This window comes from Marinilactibacillus sp. Marseille-P9653 (assembly GCF_916618885.1).
Taxonomy (GTDB): Bacteria; Bacillota; Bacilli; order Lactobacillales; family Carnobacteriaceae_A; genus Marinilactibacillus.
Map to the genome: position 1 here is coordinate 362818 of NZ_CAKAKH010000001.1, position 15425 is coordinate 378242.

Sequence of the window (15425 nt, forward strand, 5' to 3'; positions counted from 1 at the left end):
TGTTTAAAAAAAGTGCGCAAAACCGTACGACTTGTCTTAGTTTGCGCCAGTATTCGAGATATAGTAGTTTGACTAAAAAATAGAGGATTTAATGAAACCGTTATTAAAGTTAAACACGAACATTAATTATTAGAATTTCATCTTACATTCGTTTTTATGTTGAAATGTTATTTCTATTTACCTATAATTCATTGTATGCTTACGATAACTTAACAATTGATATACATAGTAGATCAAATATATGGATTTACTGAAAAAATGACAGTTTTAACTCATGAAAAGGATGATTTATCAGAATGTCTAAAAAAACCTCCTATTTAATATTAGCACCTGGCTTGGTGCTGTTACTTTTCTTTTTGATTCTTCCCCTGATTACTATCATATGGCCGACTTTCTATGAAGGTGGTATTACATTTGATGCGTATCTATTATTTTTCCAAGATTCGTATAACGTGAATATTTTATATCGAACAATCAAAATCTCTCTAATGGTTACCTTTGTCAGTATTATTTTTGGGGTGCCTACAGCGTATTTTATCGCTAATAGCCCAAGAAAATGGCGCGGTTTGCTGATGTCTTTAACATTATTTCCGCTACTGACCAATTCTGTTGTTCGAAGCTTTGCTTGGATCAATATTTTAGGAAGAAACGGTATTATTAACAGTTTACTGCTTGCAACTGGAATGATTTCTGAGCCCATTACGTTACTATATACAGAATTTGCGATTATTATCGGGTCTTTCTATCTGTTTTTACCTGTAATGATTATCTCGCTTGTAGGTACTTTTGAAAATATCGATACTGAAATTATGGAAGCTGCGGAAACGCTGGGTGCTAATCGTTTGACGGCATTTATAAAAGTGATTCTACCCTTAAGTATTCCGGGAATCATCGTCGGAAGTATTCTCGTTTTCACTGGTACGCTAACGGCTTATACAACGCCTCAGTTACTTGGTGGTAACCGAAATATGATGATGTCGACCTTCCTTTATCAAAATGCCATGGCACTTGGCGACTGGCAAAGTGCTAGTGTGATTGCTTTAATCATGATTGTGACCACGATGTTAGTTATGAAAGGATTCAACTTTTTAGCTTCAAGATTGGATAAGCGAGGTGAGGAATATGCGTAAACAAAGAGGATTATCGATTTTTGTCTTACTCGTTTTTGTATTTCTCTGTTTGCCCTTAATCATTGTTACGGTGACAGCTTTTGGCGAAAATCCAAGTATACAATTTCCGATAGAAGGCTTCACTTTTGAATGGTTCAAAAAAGTGTTTGAAATTAGTTCGTTTATCGACAGCTTTTTCTTGAGTCTACAAATTTCATTTCTTGCGACAATATTGGCGCTAGCAGTTGGAGTTCCTGCGGCTTACGCGTTAGCGCGTTACCGAACACCAAAAACAGCGTGGTTAAAAAGTTTCTTCCTATCGCCTACTGTCATTCCGGGAGTTGTCGTCGGATATGCCTTGTTTCAATTTATTGTAGTTCAACTGAATCTTCCGATCTATCAAGGATTACTACTGGGGCACTTCCTGATCAGCTTACCGTACGTCATACGAGTTGTCGGGTCTAGTCTGGAGCAATTGGATTTTTCTATTGAAGAAGTTGCCTGGACGCTAGGCTGCACGAAAGTTAAAGCTTTTATACGCATCGTACTACCGAACATTACATCAGGGATCTTTGCTTCCTTTATGCTCGCATTTATCAATTCATTTAATAACATTCCTGTTTCTCAATTTTTATCTGGACCAGGTGTATCAACCTTACCAACGACATTAATGAATTATATCGAATACAATTACGACCCGACGGTTTCTGCATTGTCTGTTCTTTTGATGCTGGGAACGATTGTACTGATGTATTTAATTGAGAAAACACTAGGGCTAGCGAGTGTAGCTTAAAGTTAAACGCCTGGATTTATGATTGTTTTTTTTAGAAGTTGAAGGAGGAAGTAGAAAGGTATGTCATTCGTTGACCTAGAAGATATTCGCGTTTCTTACGACGGGAAAAATAATATATTGAAAGACTTGAATTTATCTATTGAAGAAGGACAGTTAGTTTCATTATTAGGACCATCAGGGTGTGGAAAGACAACAACGTTGCGTGTCATAGCAGGCTTGATTGAACCAAATGATGGAGCATTTAAAGTAGAAGGGACGAATCTTACAAAAGTACCCGTGCATAAAAGAAATTTTGGAATGGTGTTTCAAAGTTACGCGCTATTTCCTCATTTAACGATCAAAGAAAATGTTGGGTTTGGTTTGAAATTACGGAAAGAATCGAAAGATACCATCCATAAAAAGGTTATGGAAATGTTAGAAGTAACTGGGCTTGCGGACTTCGCGGATCGTTATCCTAAACAACTTTCAGGTGGTCAAAGACAGCGAGTTGCCTTAGCCCGAGCATTGGTCATTGAACCAAAATTGCTTTTACTGGATGAACCACTTAGTAATCTGGATGCAAAATTAAGAATCAACATGCGCTTAGAAATCAAAAAAATTCAGCAACGCCTAGGGATCACGTCTGTATTTGTCACCCATGATCAGGAAGAATGTTTTTCTATCTCTGATAAAGTAGCGGTCATGAATCAAGGTGTTATCGAACAATTTGACTCACCTGAAGTGATTTACAATTACCCTAAAACAGAATTTGTAGCACGCTTTATCGGGTTTGAAAACTTTTTTGATCTGACGCTTGTTGATGATCAGACCTATGCGGCACCAGATGGGAGTCTTTTCAAGACTAAGCGTGCTTGGGAATCTACGAAAAAAGTGGGCACGATTCGACCGGAAGATATTACACTTCTTGAAGAACGGTCAGAACAAACGGTAAACACACTCCCCGGCGAAGTGAAAGTACGCACGTTTTTAGGAAAAAGTTACCAATATGAAGTCGAAACACCGCTTGGAAAAATACTCGTACAAGATAGTCATTCAACTGCTTATGCACCTGGAGATCAGGTATGCCTTTATATACCAGAAGAAAAACTGATTTTAGTTTGACCATACTATTAAACGATAAAAGGGGATATTTAAATGAATAAGAAAATTCAATTATTAGGATTATCATTGATGAGTACAGCGGTTTTGGCTGCTTGTGGTAATAATGCAACAGGTGAAAACAAGCAAGAACTAGTGATTTCGACGTTCGGATTGAGTGAAGACGTCATGGAAGAAGATATTTTCGCACCATTTGAAGAAGAGCATAACGTCGACATCGTGACGGAAACAGGAACAAGTTCAGAGCGCTATACAAAATTTGCGAGCAATGGCAACACTACGGTTGATATCCTAGATATTTCTCAATCCAATGCTGCAAAAGGATTTGAAGAAGGTCTATTTGAAGAGTTGGATGCGACAAAAGTACCCAATATCGATAATTTGATCACTAGCGCAAAAGAACTTTCAGAAAATGGTTCGGGTCCGGCTTATACAGTGAACAGTATCGGAATCATTTATAACGAAGAAGCTGCAGGAATGAAGATTGAAGAATGGTCAGACTTATGGGATCCATTTTTAGAAGGTAAAATATCTGTTCCAGATGTGGCAACAACTTTTGGCCCAGCTATGCTTCATGTAGCGAGTGACTTTAAAGGTGTGGATATACAAGAAGATGATGGTGAAGCGGCACTTGAAGGAATAGAAGAATTATCTCCTAATATCGTTAAAACGTATAGTAAATCATCTGACTTAGTGAACATGTTCCAATCTGGTGAAGTTGTGGCTGCTGTAATTGGTGATTTCGCTGTACCGATCATTTCAGGAGCAAATTCAGATGTTCAGTATGTCGTTCCAGAATCAGGAACTTATGGGAACTTCAATACCGTCAATGTAAATGTAAATTCTGAAAACAAAGATTTAGCGTATGAATTTATCAACTGGAGAATCAGTGAAGAATTGCAACAAGTGACAGCGGAATCTCTGAATGAAGCACCAACGAATGCAAACGTTGAGCTAAGCGAAGAAGTAGCTGCCGACAAAACATACGGAGACATTGCAGAACGTACTCAGCCGATTGATTATACGTTTGTAAATGCTCACCTAGAAGACTGGATCAATCAATGGAATAGAACCATCAATCAATAAATTTGACTTCAAAAAAGGCTGGGACATTTGTTCCATCCTTTTTTGTTTTACGGATAGTCGTTAGAATACGTATATAGGAGTGACCGATGAAATGGAAATCGATCTGATCGTTAAACATGCACAAGTTTATAATACTTTTTTGAAAACATTTGAACAGAAAACTGTCGCTATTTTAGAGGGAAAGTTCTTCTATATCGGTCAAAAGGATTTAGAAGGTCTAACAGCCAAGCAAGTTATAGACGCTAAGGGGAAATACATGATTCCAGGGCTGATAGACATTCATATGCATATTGAAAGTTCTATGATGCCACCTTCTATCTTTTCGAAAGCGGGCTTGGCACATGGCGTTACAACAATTGTAGCGGATGCGCATGAGATCGCAAACGTCTTTGGTATGGAAGGCATCCAATCCTTTATGGATGAAAAAACGGAGATGGATATCTTTTATGCCGTTCCCTCATCAGTACCGTCCACAACGAATGTAATGGAAACAACGGGTGGAACAATCGGTTTGAATGAAGTTCGGGAGCTACTAGCTTCTCCACAAATCATTGCATTAGGAGAAGCAATGAATTTTAAAGGCATAGTCAGTGAACCAGATTCCCTCATTCGCCAAATTTTAAAAGAAACGCAGCAAGTGGATCCTTTCATACCGATTGAAGGACACGTCCCACGGGTGACAGGGATAGATTTAGCTAAATTTCAATTTGCGGGTATTACAGCGGATCATACTCAGCAAACGCCAGAATCGATTTATGAAAAGATCAGTAGCGGCATGTTCATTGAGTTGCAGAAAAAATCGATTAATAAAGAAAACATAGATATGATCAAACAATATGAATTTTATGAATATATTGCGTTGGTAACAGACGATATTATCGTGGATGATTTATTAAAAGGACATTTAAATGCAAATGTTCAACTAGCAATAGACTGCGGAATGTCAGTTGAACAAGCGATTTATATCAGTACGTATACACCGGCTAGACGAATGAGGTTTCAAGACAGAGGCGCTATCGCAGCTGGGTTAAAGGCTGATTTTATCTTACTGGATGACTTAAACAAACTCATCATTTCAGAAGTATACAAAGACGGGCAGCTGAAGTATCAAAAAGAGGATACTTTTGATTATCCAGAAACGAAACCAGTTTTTCCAGCTCATTTCTATCAATCCATTGATTGTAAAAAGCTAGGGGCTAAAGATTTAATCATTAAAGTTGAGGGCGAAAAAGCACTTTGTAATGTGATTCGCATTCAAGAAAAAGGCACTTTTACAGAACACGTTCAGCGAATGGTGCCGATTCGAGATGGAGTATTGGATTGGGAATCGAGTGGATTAGCGTTGATTCTAGTTATGGAACGTTACGGTAAAAACGGAGCGATTGCTTTTGGCTTAGTAGAAAATGCCTTAACTGAAAAAGGTGCTATCGCAACAACGTGGGCCCATGATCATCATAACTTAATGGTGATGGGCACGTCCGCAATGGATATCTTAAAGGCTCAACACAAAGTACTGGAGATGCAGGGAGGGTACGTCGTCACTAGAGAAGGAAAGTTGACTGGATGTTGTCCGCTTCCTATTGGAGGGATCATTACAGATGCCCCGATTGAAAAGACAGGTAAACAACTCAAGGAAGTGCGCCAAGCGATGAAAGATTTAGGATATATCAATACAAATGAAATTATGTCTTTTTCCACGTTGTCTTTACCGGTTTCACCAGTTTTAAAAATAACGGACCAGGGCATGTTTGATGTTCGTACGCAGGTCCAAATTCCATTGATTGAGGAGATTAAATGAAAACACTCATTAAAAATGTGCATGTGTTAACGATGGATATAGAAAAAAGAGAGTACCCCAAAGGCTATATTTTAATAGAAGATAGTAACATTTCTTCTGTTGGGAGTATGGAGCATCTTCCCGAAGAAATGGAGGGTACAGAAGTCATTGATGGTCATCAGGCCATCGCTATGCCAGGAATGATCAATACCCATACACATGTCGGGATGATTCCTTTTCGGTCATTAGGAGATGATTATCCAGACCGTCTACGCCGTTTCCTTTTCCCTTTAGAAAAGGATTGTATGACCGCAGAATTAGCCTATCATAGTGGGAAGTATGCAATTGCAGAAATGCAATTGGCCGGGGTTACAACTTTTATGGATATGTACTACTTCGAAGACGCGATAGCGCAAGCAACCGAGGAGATGGGCTCGCGGGCTATTTTAGGAGAGACTGTGATTGATTTTCCGACCTGTGATACAACGACTGCACATGGAGGGCTTGATTACGCACGCTCGTTCATTCCAAAATGGTTAAACCATGAATTGATCACACCAGCCATTGCACCACATGCACCAAATACGAATAGTCCAGAAGCCTTGCAAGAAGCGGTTAAACTGTCTGAAATGTATCAAGTACCGATTACGATGCATGTTTCAGAAATGGACTATGAGCAGGAGTACTTCCAGAATACTTTTGGTCAGACCCCTGTTGAGTTTCTTTCTAGTATTGGTGCATTAACTAACCGATTCGTAGCGGCTCATTGTATTCATTTGAGTGATAAAGACATTGAGTTACTGAAGGATCATAAAGTAAGTGTTGCGCATTGCATCGGGGCAAATACGAAATCAGCAAAAGGTGTAGCGAGAGTAAAAGATTTACTGGAACAAGGGATACCCGTTGGTTTAGGGACAGATGGTCCAAGCAGTGGAAATACCCTTGACTTGTTTACTCAAATGAAGCTGTTTGCGAATTTTCATAAAACGAATCTGAAAGATAGGAGTGCCTTTCCAGCATCTGAGATCGTAGAACTCGCTACGATGGGGGGGGCGAAAGTATTAGGGTTACAAAACAAGGTTGGGTCACTGGAAACTGGTAAAAAAGCAGATATCGTATTAGTGGAAACACAATCCGTTAATATGTTTCCGATATTCGATCCCTATGCGGCATTAGTTTACTCAGCGAATGCAAGCAATGTTCAGGACGTCTTTATCCATGGAAAAAGAAAAATCAAAGATAAACAATTGAACGAAAACAATCTGAATACATTACGTCAAAATCTTTTTGAACATATGGAGGATTTTACTGCTAGCGCTAAAGATCGTCTTTAAAAGATAGAAAGACCCTGTAGCTCACTAAGCTTCGTTGCTTAGTAAGTACAGGGTCTATTTGTTTGCTGCAGATAAATTAAGTTAATTCTGGCCAGAAGCCTTTATTTGCTTCAATCAAGTCATCGAGTAAGGCTTTTGCAACGCCTGCACTTGGAACGGTTTTAGATAAAGTCAGAGCTTGCCATAGTTTTAAATAGCTGCCTTCTATATAAGCTTCAACAACCATTTTTTCTACGGTAACTTGTTGATACATTAACGTTTTTTCAAACTCTGGAATCTTACCTTGTGCAAGTGGCTCAGGTCCATCGACGCCGACAAGACAAGGAACTTCTACCATTGTATCATCTGGGAAGTTAGCGATAGCGCCGTTATTTTCAACAATCATCAACATTCTTTCATGTGTGTTGAATGCAATTGCTCGTGCAAGGTCAACGATAAAAGAGGCGTGGCTATCGATATGGAACTCATCACCAGCAGCTGTTCCTTTTTCGGTGATCGTGCGCGCTGCATCAAACACTTCTTTTTCACGGCCATTCATGACTTCATTAGCACGTGTATAAGAACAGTCAGAGTGACGCACTTCATCATCTGGATACAGATAGTATTTCAGATAGGTATTCGGTAAATATCTTGGATTAACAGCGAGCAGATCTTTTGCTTTTTTATGCGTTTGTTGCCAACTTGGGTCTGTATGTTGTGTTTCTACTTCTACAGATGTTAGATAGCCATTCTCAGCCACGTACTCGCGGATTTGATCAAGATATTCATGACCACTTTTATCTTTGATACTTGTCCACCAACCAAAGTGATTTAATCCAAAGTAACGCACTTCTAGTTCGTCTGGTGTTTTACCGACGATTTGGGACATTCTTCTCAGTGTTCCAACGGGCATATCACAAATATTCAAGACTTTTGAGTCAGGGCGCATCACACGACACGCTTCTGCAACGATCGCTGCAGGGTTTGAGTAGTTCAGCATCCAGCAGTCGGGAGAATATTTTTCCATCAGATCAATTAATTCAATCATTCCACCGATACTTCTCAACCCGTAAGCAATGCCACCAGGACCACAAGTCTCTTGTCCAATAACGCCGTGATTTAAAGGGATTTTTTCATCTTGTTCACGCATTGCGTATTTCCCGACCCGAATGTGTGCCATACAGAAATCAACATCTGTGAACGCTTCTTCTGGATCCGTTGTGAAAGAAAAATCTATATCTGGTGCTTGTTCTTTCATCAAAATAGCAAGAGCTTTTCCTAAGGTTGCTTGTCTTTCTTCATCATTATCGTATAACTTCAATGTGCGTAAGGGGAAACGGTCCAGATTTTCTAATAACATTCGAACGATTCCTGGTGTAAACGTGCTTCCTCCACCGGCAATAACGACTGAAAACTTTTTATCCATTTTAATTTTCTCCTCCATGAGTTTCATTTTTATTCTTCTGGGTCACGACCAAGATACTGTTCAACAGACCTGCGGACGCTATTCACTTGTAAGCCGTATACGACTTGTACATTATGATCTTTTACAATGACACCACTTGCACCTGTATCGGCACGTAGCGTTTGTTCATCTACTAGTCCTGGATCTTTCAGAGTCAGTCTTAGTCGGGTATAGCAGTTTGTGATGGTATCAATATTATCTGGTCCACCAAGTGCTTGAACAATCAACGGAGCTGAACCAGATTCTTTTTCGGTCTCTTGATCGCCAACAACTGAATTGACCATCTGACCAGACTTAGCTGCGTGATAATCTTTTTTGGAATAGAGTTTGGTTTCTTGAGTAGCTTCTTCTCGTCCAATCGTCCGGAAATTGAATTTCGTAATCAAGAATCGGAAGAGCAAGTAGTAAATAACAAAGTAGATGACACCAACTAAAATAAATACCGGCCATCTCGTACGTTCAATTCCGAGTGGTAAATTGTATAAAAGGAAATCGATAAAGCCGTTTGGTCCGATGGCTCTAACATTTAATAAATTCAGTGTTACCATACTCAAACCACTCAAAACAGAGTGAATAACGAATAGGGCAGGCGCGATAAACATAAAGGAGAATTCAATCGGTTCTGTTACACCAGCAATAAATGAAGTAAAGACTGCTGGAATTAAAATCGCTTTTGCTTTCGCTTTGTTTTCAGGTTTAGCTGTTTGGTACATAGCCAAGCAAGCACCGACTAGACCAAACATTTTTGAGATCCCACGAGCATCCCAGATGACACTTTCAGATAGAACACGGATAGATGGATCAGCCATCTCAGCAAAGTAAATATTGCGGGCACCTTCAAAAACTTCGCCACCAATTTCAGCGACACCACCAAGTGATGTATATAAGAAAGGTGTGTAAATCAAGTGGTGCAATCCAGTTGGAATGAGTAATCGTTCAAGTGTACCGTATAAGAACAAACCAAAGTTTCCGGTTTGATTGATAAATGTACCAGTAGAGTCAATACCTGATTGAATAACTGGCCAAACGTAACTCATTAAAATAGCAGATATGACTACAATAGGAATGAGAACAATAAATACGAATCTTGATCCACCATAAATTTGAAAGGCATTGTCAAATTCTTTATCAGCGAACATATTGTGAATAATAGCCGTCACAACACCGAGAATAATACCTAAAAAGACGCCCATATCCAGTACTTGAACACCTAATACCATCGCTTGTCCAGAACCTCTTAATGCTTCAGGATCGACAAGCAGCTCATTGAAGAGTAAAAAGTTATTCATCGCATAGATGAAAACCAAGAAGCCGAGTAGTGCTGTAAAACCAGCTTCTGCTTTTTTCTTATCTGCTAGACCTGTTGCAATCCCCACACAGAAAATTAGTCCAAGGTTTGTCAAGATAGAGACCAAAGATCCTGATAAGACAGTTCCAAATCCCATTGTGATCGGATTATCTAGAAACGGAAAAGTTTCAATCAACTGTGCGTTGGTGAAGAGATTCCCAATCGCAATCAGTAAACCGGCAATTGGTAAGATCAATACGGGGATAAACATCGCTTTTGCAAAGCGCTGCATCCCGTTCATCAATTTGTCTTTCATTGTTTTCCTCCAATACGATTTTGTTCATTCTTTTTCAGTTCAGTACGAAAATGAATAAGAATGACCTTTGTTACGAGTAGTATAACGTGTAAGCGGTTATAGTGTTAGCGTTTTACACACAAAAGAAACGTGTTTCCTGATTGGGAAACACGTTTCATAAAATGATCAAGTATTTGATTGATTCAGATACTGTTCTACAATGGATTCAAAGGACAAGAGCACACCGGGGAAAAACAAGTTCGGTAACATATTGCGGTCATCTAATTTATGGAAATCGTAAACTTGTATATTCAAATCTGACAATAGACCAATTCGGTTCTCGATTTCTCGAGTAAAAGAAACTGTGTAAATATTGGCTTCTTTTGCAGTTTGTAGCTTCTGGTAAACTTGTTTTGTTTCACCAGATTTAGACACAACGATCATGGCTCCAATATCCTCTAAATTGTTCTCAAAGACCCCAATGGAGTCAGAACCGCTAGCTAATATGGCTTTTCTACCGAGTACGAGTAATTTTTTGTAAATATATTCCGCTGTGATCTGTGAAAATCCAGTGGCATAGATAAAAATGTATTGATTCTTCAAGAGTAGTACGTTATCGATAAATTGTTGCGTCGTCTCGGTTGAGCAGTTTCGGATAATCGATTTCAAATCGGTGCTTAAAATCGTTTCTTCTGAATCAACAGAACTATACTCTACTTTTTTTATAATTGGTAACAAAGAATAATACATATCTGTAAAACCTGTATACCCTAATTTTTTAGATAAACGAATAACGGAGGCAGGTGAGGTGAAAGTAGCTTTTGCCAAAGCTCGGACACCCATGTCTTGGACAGTATCGATATGTTCAATAAAGTACTTGAAAATTTCTTCTTCAAGAGAAGTTAAATGCTTTTCAGACGTTAATTTATTTAAATCCATCATGGGTAGACTCCTCTACTGTTATATTCTACGATTCTGTATGGCTTTACGGACTTTAGTGATTGAGGCTTTTCCTTTTTCTTCTATTTGCATCATAATGCTGACGTAAAGCGCATCTAAAAGACTGAGTTGCGCAATTCTTGAGGAGAGCGCTTCAGAGCGATAGTCTGTTTCTTCGGACAATGTGTGTAAAGCATAATCGACTTGATCATTTAAAGGGGATTGCGTAAAGCTTGTTATCCCAATGGTTGGAACATTATTCTGCTTGAAAATATCTACCAATTCCAGAATATCTTTTGAGTGACCGGTGTGAGAAATCAGAATGGCCGCATCTGAAGAAGTCAGTTGTGAGGCAGACATCAATTGCATGTGTGCATCAATTTGCGCAGAAACGGATAGACCGGTACGAATCAATTTATGGTACCCATCAAGTGCAATGACGTTGGATCCCCCGAAACCGAACAGTTCTATTCTGTTTGCATGAAGGAGCACATCAATTGCTTGTTTGAATTGGGCTTCGTCTAGAACGGTCAACGTGTCTTCAAGTGTTTTTATGTTGGATTCAAACACTTTTCTAATAATGGTACGAGAATCATCATCGACAGACAAATGCTCGTGAATATCTTGAAGTGTCTCTGTTTGTTCAGAAGCTAAGGCGATTTTCATATCTTGAAAGCCATTATACTGGATTCTTTTACAAAATCGGAAGACCGTCGAATCCGCTAAATGAGTGTCCGCGGCAATTTGAGTAATCGTTCCGTGAATAATTTTTTCAGGATGATTTAAAATATAATTAGCCAATCGTTTTTCCTTTTCACTGAATGAGGCATAAAGTGACCGGATTCTAATTTTACAGCTCTGAGTAGGTGTCATGAATTCGTTAACTCCTTTATGGATTGTAGTTCTATTATAAATAGAAACAACAAGAAAGAAAATATTTTTATATTAAACTTGAATAAAATAATATTCTTTTATATACTAACGGTGTGAAATATATTTCCTTGGAGGGTGAAGATATGAAATTAGCAATTATGGGATTAGGAAAAATGGGATTCAATTTAATGCAAAATGCGATCAAACAAAACCACGAAGTTGTAGCTTATGATATCCATTTAGATCAAGTGAAACAGGCGGAAGAAAAAGGAGCCTACGGAGCAGAAACAATAGAAGAGATGATCAGACATTTGGATGAGCAGAAAATCATCTGGATGATGGTTCCTTCAGGTGACATTACAGAAAACTTGATCACTGAATTAACCCCTCATTTGAGTGAAGGAGATATATTAATTGATGGTGGAAATAGTCACTACAAAGATACGGTTAGAAGATACTCCAAGCTCGCTGAAAAAGGTATTTCCTATATCGATGTCGGTACAAGCGGAGGAATGGAAGGTGCTTTAGAGGGCGCCTGCATGATGATTGGCGGAGACCGACTTGTTTTCGAAAAACTAGAACCGCTATTTAAAAATCTATCCGTAGAAAATGGTTACCTCTATACGGGAGAATCTGGTAGTGGGCACTTTCTTAAAATGATTCACAATGGAATTGAATATGGAATGATGCAATCAATTAGTGAGGGATTCGATATTTTAGAAAAAAGTCCTTATGATTTTGACCATGAAAAAGTAGCTCGCGTATGGAATCATGGTTCTGTTATTCGCTCTTGGCTAATGGAATTGATGGAATCAGCTTTCTCTGAAGATCCTAAATTAGATCAAATCAAAGGTGTTGTTCAGGCATCAGGAGAAGGTAAATGGACAGTGGAAACAGCGATGGAACTAGAAACGGCAGCACCAGTCATTGCATTGTCACTCATGATGCGAAACCGCTCTTTAGAAACGGATTCGTTTAGTGGGAAAGTGGTCGCTTCTTTAAGGAATCAGTTTGGTGGACATGCGGTAGAAAAACAACAAGATTAATGAAAACGGATTAATCTTGATTTGTGTTCACTTAGAATCAGGGGTATAGTTATACATGAAATCAAGTAATCAGTAGTCATATTGAATTGCATTTGGAAAGGAAAGTCAGTGTGGACACATATATGATGGGTGTCGATTTGGGGACAACAAGTACAAAAGCTGTCCTATTCGATCAAAAAGGTAAAGTCAGAAGTCAGTCTACGGTAGAGTACCCTTTAAACGTACCAGAACCGGGAGCGGCTGTTCAAGATCCAACAGAAATACTAGAAGCTGTAAAACGTTCCATCAAAGAAGTCATGGATAGAAGCAGGATTTCCAAAAAGTCATTGAAGCTCATTTCGTTTAGTGCTGCCATGCATAGCTTGATTGCGATCGATGATAAAGGATTACCTTTGACCCCTTCAATCACTTGGGCGGATCAAAGAAGTGAACCTTACGCAGAAGAAATCAAAAGTCAAACTGGATTAGAACTCTATAAAAAAACCGGTACACCAATTCACCCGATGTCTCCATTAACGAATATTTTGTGGATCAGAAAAGATCAACCAGAGATTTTTAAACGGACAGCTAAATTTATCGGGATAAAAGAATATGTCTTCAATGTATTTTTTAAGGAATATGTTGTTGATCACTCCATTGCTTCCGCAACAGGATTACTCAATATTTATACGCTCGATTGGGACAAAGAAGCTTTAGAAATTGCAGGGATCGATTCGGATTATTTATCTCGACTCGTTTCGACAACGACACAGTTTAAGGGGCTCAATTCAGATCTTGCGGACGAAATGGGGATTGATCTTGAAGTGCCTTTTGTCATTGGAGCAAATGATGGCTGCCTAGCAAACTTAGGGGTAGATGCCGTTATGCCAGGAGAAGTTGCGATTACGATTGGGACAAGTGGGGCAATCAGAACCGTTACAGACAAGCCGATTACAGATGAAAAAGGGAGGACCTTCTGTTATGCGCTGACAGAAAACCACTGGGTCATCGGCGGTCCCGTTAATAATGGTGGAATGGTATTGAGATGGTTAAGAGATGAGTTTTGCGCTGAAGAAGTACAACAGGCAAAAGCGCTGAATCAAAACCCGTATGACCTGATTACAGACCAAATTGACCAAGTAACTGCAGGGTCTGAAGGCTTATTGTTTCACCCTTACTTATCAGGAGAAAGAGCCCCTTCTTGGAATGCAAATGCTAGAGGATCTTTTTTCGGACTGGCGATGCACCATAAGCGTGACCACATGATGCGTGCGGTCCTTGAAGGGATCAATATGAATATGTATATGGTCTTGCTGGCGCTAGAAGAATTGATTGGAACACCAAAAGAAGTTCGTGCTACCGGGGGATTCGCCCATTCAAAAGTTTGGAGACAAATGGTCGCAGATATCTTTGGGCATGAAGTGCATGTTCCAGAAACAGTAGAAAGTGCCTGCTTAGGTGCAGCCATTTTAGGATTATTTGCGATTGGAGAAATCGATGATCTTTCTGAAGTGAAGAAAATGGTGAAGACAAAATCAATCAATCACCCGGATAAAGAAAAAGGACTCGTCTATAAAGAGTTATTACCCATATTCATCCGACTAAGTCGATTATACGAGCAAGAGTATCAGTCAGTTGTAGCGTTTCAGAATAAATATACAAAAACGGAATGAGTTTAGTTATAGTCCGAGTCATGTAAAACAACTGTATAGATTGGGTAAATACCTTTATTGAGGGATTTCTTTATGCTATGTTTAAAGTAGTTTAAAGGAGGGAATTGAATGCTTTGGATGATTTTACCATTAACTGTATCTTTAATTTTGACGGTTGTATTATCTGTGGTTTATCGTGACCGTGAAAAGACAGATAAAGGGTTTCGGTTTACCTATTTTGGATTATCATACAGAAGAAAATTTATTCGAACATTGTGGATTACGCCTGTTCTAGCACTGATAGTCTGGTTTATCAGTTATAATAATGTATGGCCGCAGACAATCAGCATACTTCTCGTCGCTTTACTCATCATTACGCAGTTAGCACAATTAGGCTACAACTACTACAAGATGAAACAAACAGAAGAATAAGCATTACATAGAGAGCCTTTCGAGAGAATTATTTCATCGAAGGGCTCTTTTAGTCCTCATTAAGATTGGAAATTGCCTGTAGATAGATATTCTATAGTTTGAATAACTAAATCGGGGGTAAGAGCTTTCGCTAATGGCGAGAGTTCTTCTTTGTACTTATCAAATTTCACAAAGGAATCTTAAGTATTGTTTTCTTTTATTTTAAAAATATGATACCGGTAACATGAGGAAAAGTATTGAACGAATACTAAACACAGATTAAGATTAGAGCTATTGTGAT

The 15425-nt window shown here is 38.9% G+C and carries 13 protein-coding genes; 9 read left to right on the plus strand and 4 right to left on the minus strand.

Going from position 1 to position 15425, the window contains the following annotated elements; translation table 11 throughout:
- Positions 1 to 296 precede the first annotated feature (296 nt).
- From LG377_RS01835 to LG377_RS01860, 6 genes are all read left to right on the plus strand, one after another.
- Positions 297 to 1130 (plus strand): ABC transporter permease, encoded by an 834-nt coding sequence (locus LG377_RS01835; protein ID WP_225743023.1) that lies wholly within the window; start codon positions 297 to 299, stop codon positions 1128 to 1130.
- Positions 1123 to 1902 (plus strand): ABC transporter permease, encoded by a 780-nt coding sequence (locus LG377_RS01840; RefSeq protein WP_225743024.1) that lies wholly within the window; start codon positions 1123 to 1125, stop codon positions 1900 to 1902. The genes LG377_RS01835 and LG377_RS01840 overlap by 8 nt, the downstream gene beginning before the upstream one ends.
- Before the next feature lie 60 nt (positions 1903 to 1962).
- Entirely contained in the window at positions 1963 to 3003 is a 1041-nt protein-coding gene (locus tag LG377_RS01845) for an ABC transporter ATP-binding protein (RefSeq protein WP_225743025.1), read from the plus strand.
- 33 nt (positions 3004 to 3036) lie between these two features.
- Positions 3037 to 4086 carry an ABC transporter substrate-binding protein gene (locus LG377_RS01850; protein ID WP_225743026.1) on the plus strand — a complete coding sequence of 350 codons (1050 nt, stop codon included), beginning with the start codon at positions 3037 to 3039 and terminating at the stop codon, positions 4084 to 4086.
- Between the two features lie 91 nt (positions 4087 to 4177).
- Positions 4178 to 5884 (plus strand): adenine deaminase C-terminal domain-containing protein, encoded by a 1707-nt coding sequence (locus tag LG377_RS01855; protein WP_370632529.1) that lies wholly within the window; start codon positions 4178 to 4180, stop codon positions 5882 to 5884.
- Positions 5881 to 7197 (plus strand): amidohydrolase, encoded by a 1317-nt coding sequence (locus LG377_RS01860; protein WP_225743027.1) that lies wholly within the window; start codon positions 5881 to 5883, stop codon positions 7195 to 7197. Before LG377_RS01855 ends, LG377_RS01860 begins: the two co-directional genes overlap by 4 nt.
- 76 nt (positions 7198 to 7273) lie before the next feature.
- Here LG377_RS01860 and LG377_RS01865 read toward each other — a convergent pair whose 3' ends face one another.
- The 4 genes from LG377_RS01865 to LG377_RS01880 form a co-directional block, all read right to left on the minus strand.
- On the minus strand, positions 7274 to 8602 hold the full coding sequence (locus LG377_RS01865) for a 6-phospho-alpha-glucosidase (RefSeq protein ID WP_225743028.1): 1329 nt from the start codon (positions 8600 to 8602) through the stop codon (positions 7274 to 7276).
- A 29-nt stretch (positions 8603 to 8631) separates the two neighbouring features.
- A complete protein-coding gene (locus LG377_RS01870; RefSeq protein ID WP_225743029.1) occupies positions 8632 to 10245 on the minus strand; it encodes a PTS transporter subunit EIIC in 1614 nt (537 codons plus the stop codon).
- Positions 10246 to 10410: 165 nt separating this feature from the next.
- Positions 10411 to 11166: a MurR/RpiR family transcriptional regulator gene (locus LG377_RS01875; protein ID WP_225743030.1), complete on the minus strand. Its 756-nt coding sequence runs from the start codon at positions 11164 to 11166 to the stop codon at positions 10411 to 10413.
- Between the two features lie 18 nt (positions 11167 to 11184).
- Complete coding sequence (locus tag LG377_RS01880) at positions 11185 to 12036, minus strand: MurR/RpiR family transcriptional regulator (RefSeq protein WP_225743031.1); 852 nt, start codon at positions 12034 to 12036, stop codon at positions 11185 to 11187.
- Positions 12037 to 12164: 128 nt separating this feature from the next.
- On the opposite strand from LG377_RS01880, the gene gnd reads away from it, so the two are divergent.
- The 3 genes from gnd (at position 12165) to LG377_RS01895 (ending at position 15145) form a co-directional block, all read left to right on the plus strand.
- The gene (gene gnd / locus LG377_RS01885) at positions 12165 to 13082 is read left to right on the plus strand and encodes a phosphogluconate dehydrogenase (NAD(+)-dependent, decarboxylating) (RefSeq protein WP_255612726.1); all 918 of its coding nucleotides are present in this window, start codon (positions 12165 to 12167) and stop codon (positions 13080 to 13082) included.
- A gap of 110 nt (positions 13083 to 13192) precedes the next feature.
- Positions 13193 to 14734, plus strand: a complete 1542-nt coding sequence (gene gntK, locus LG377_RS01890) for a gluconokinase (RefSeq protein ID WP_225743033.1) — start codon at positions 13193 to 13195, stop codon at positions 14732 to 14734.
- Positions 14735 to 14842: 108 nt separating this feature from the next.
- Positions 14843 to 15145: a hypothetical protein gene (locus LG377_RS01895; protein WP_225743034.1), complete on the plus strand. Its 303-nt coding sequence runs from the start codon at positions 14843 to 14845 to the stop codon at positions 15143 to 15145.
- The last annotated feature ends 280 nt before the right edge of the window (positions 15146 to 15425 follow it).

What these genes read in the sequence shown, in the direction of transcription:
- LG377_RS01870 (WP_225743029.1), bottom strand. Translation starts at nt 10,245, where the DNA reads ATGAAAGACAAATTGATGAACGGGATGCAGCGCTTTGCAAAAGCGATG.
- LG377_RS01855 (WP_370632529.1), top strand. Translation starts at nt 4,178, where the DNA reads ATGGAAATCGATCTGATCGTTAAACATGCACAAGTTTATAATACTTTT.
- LG377_RS01860 (WP_225743027.1), top strand. Translation starts at nt 5,881, where the DNA reads ATGAAAACACTCATTAAAAATGTGCATGTGTTAACGATGGATATAGAA.
- LG377_RS01850 (WP_225743026.1), top strand. Translation starts at nt 3,037, where the DNA reads ATGAATAAGAAAATTCAATTATTAGGATTATCATTGATGAGTACAGCG.
- LG377_RS01895 (WP_225743034.1), top strand. Translation starts at nt 14,843, where the DNA reads ATGCTTTGGATGATTTTACCATTAACTGTATCTTTAATTTTGACGGTT.
- LG377_RS01875 (WP_225743030.1), bottom strand. Translation starts at nt 11,166, where the DNA reads ATGATGGATTTAAATAAATTAACGTCTGAAAAGCATTTAACTTCTCTT.
- LG377_RS01835 (WP_225743023.1), top strand. Translation starts at nt 297, where the DNA reads ATGTCTAAAAAAACCTCCTATTTAATATTAGCACCTGGCTTGGTGCTG.
- LG377_RS01840 (WP_225743024.1), top strand. Translation starts at nt 1,123, where the DNA reads ATGCGTAAACAAAGAGGATTATCGATTTTTGTCTTACTCGTTTTTGTA.
- LG377_RS01845 (WP_225743025.1), top strand. Translation starts at nt 1,963, where the DNA reads ATGTCATTCGTTGACCTAGAAGATATTCGCGTTTCTTACGACGGGAAA.
- LG377_RS01880 (WP_225743031.1), bottom strand. Translation starts at nt 12,036, where the DNA reads ATGACACCTACTCAGAGCTGTAAAATTAGAATCCGGTCACTTTATGCC.
- LG377_RS01865 (WP_225743028.1), bottom strand. Translation starts at nt 8,602, where the DNA reads ATGGATAAAAAGTTTTCAGTCGTTATTGCCGGTGGAGGAAGCACGTTT.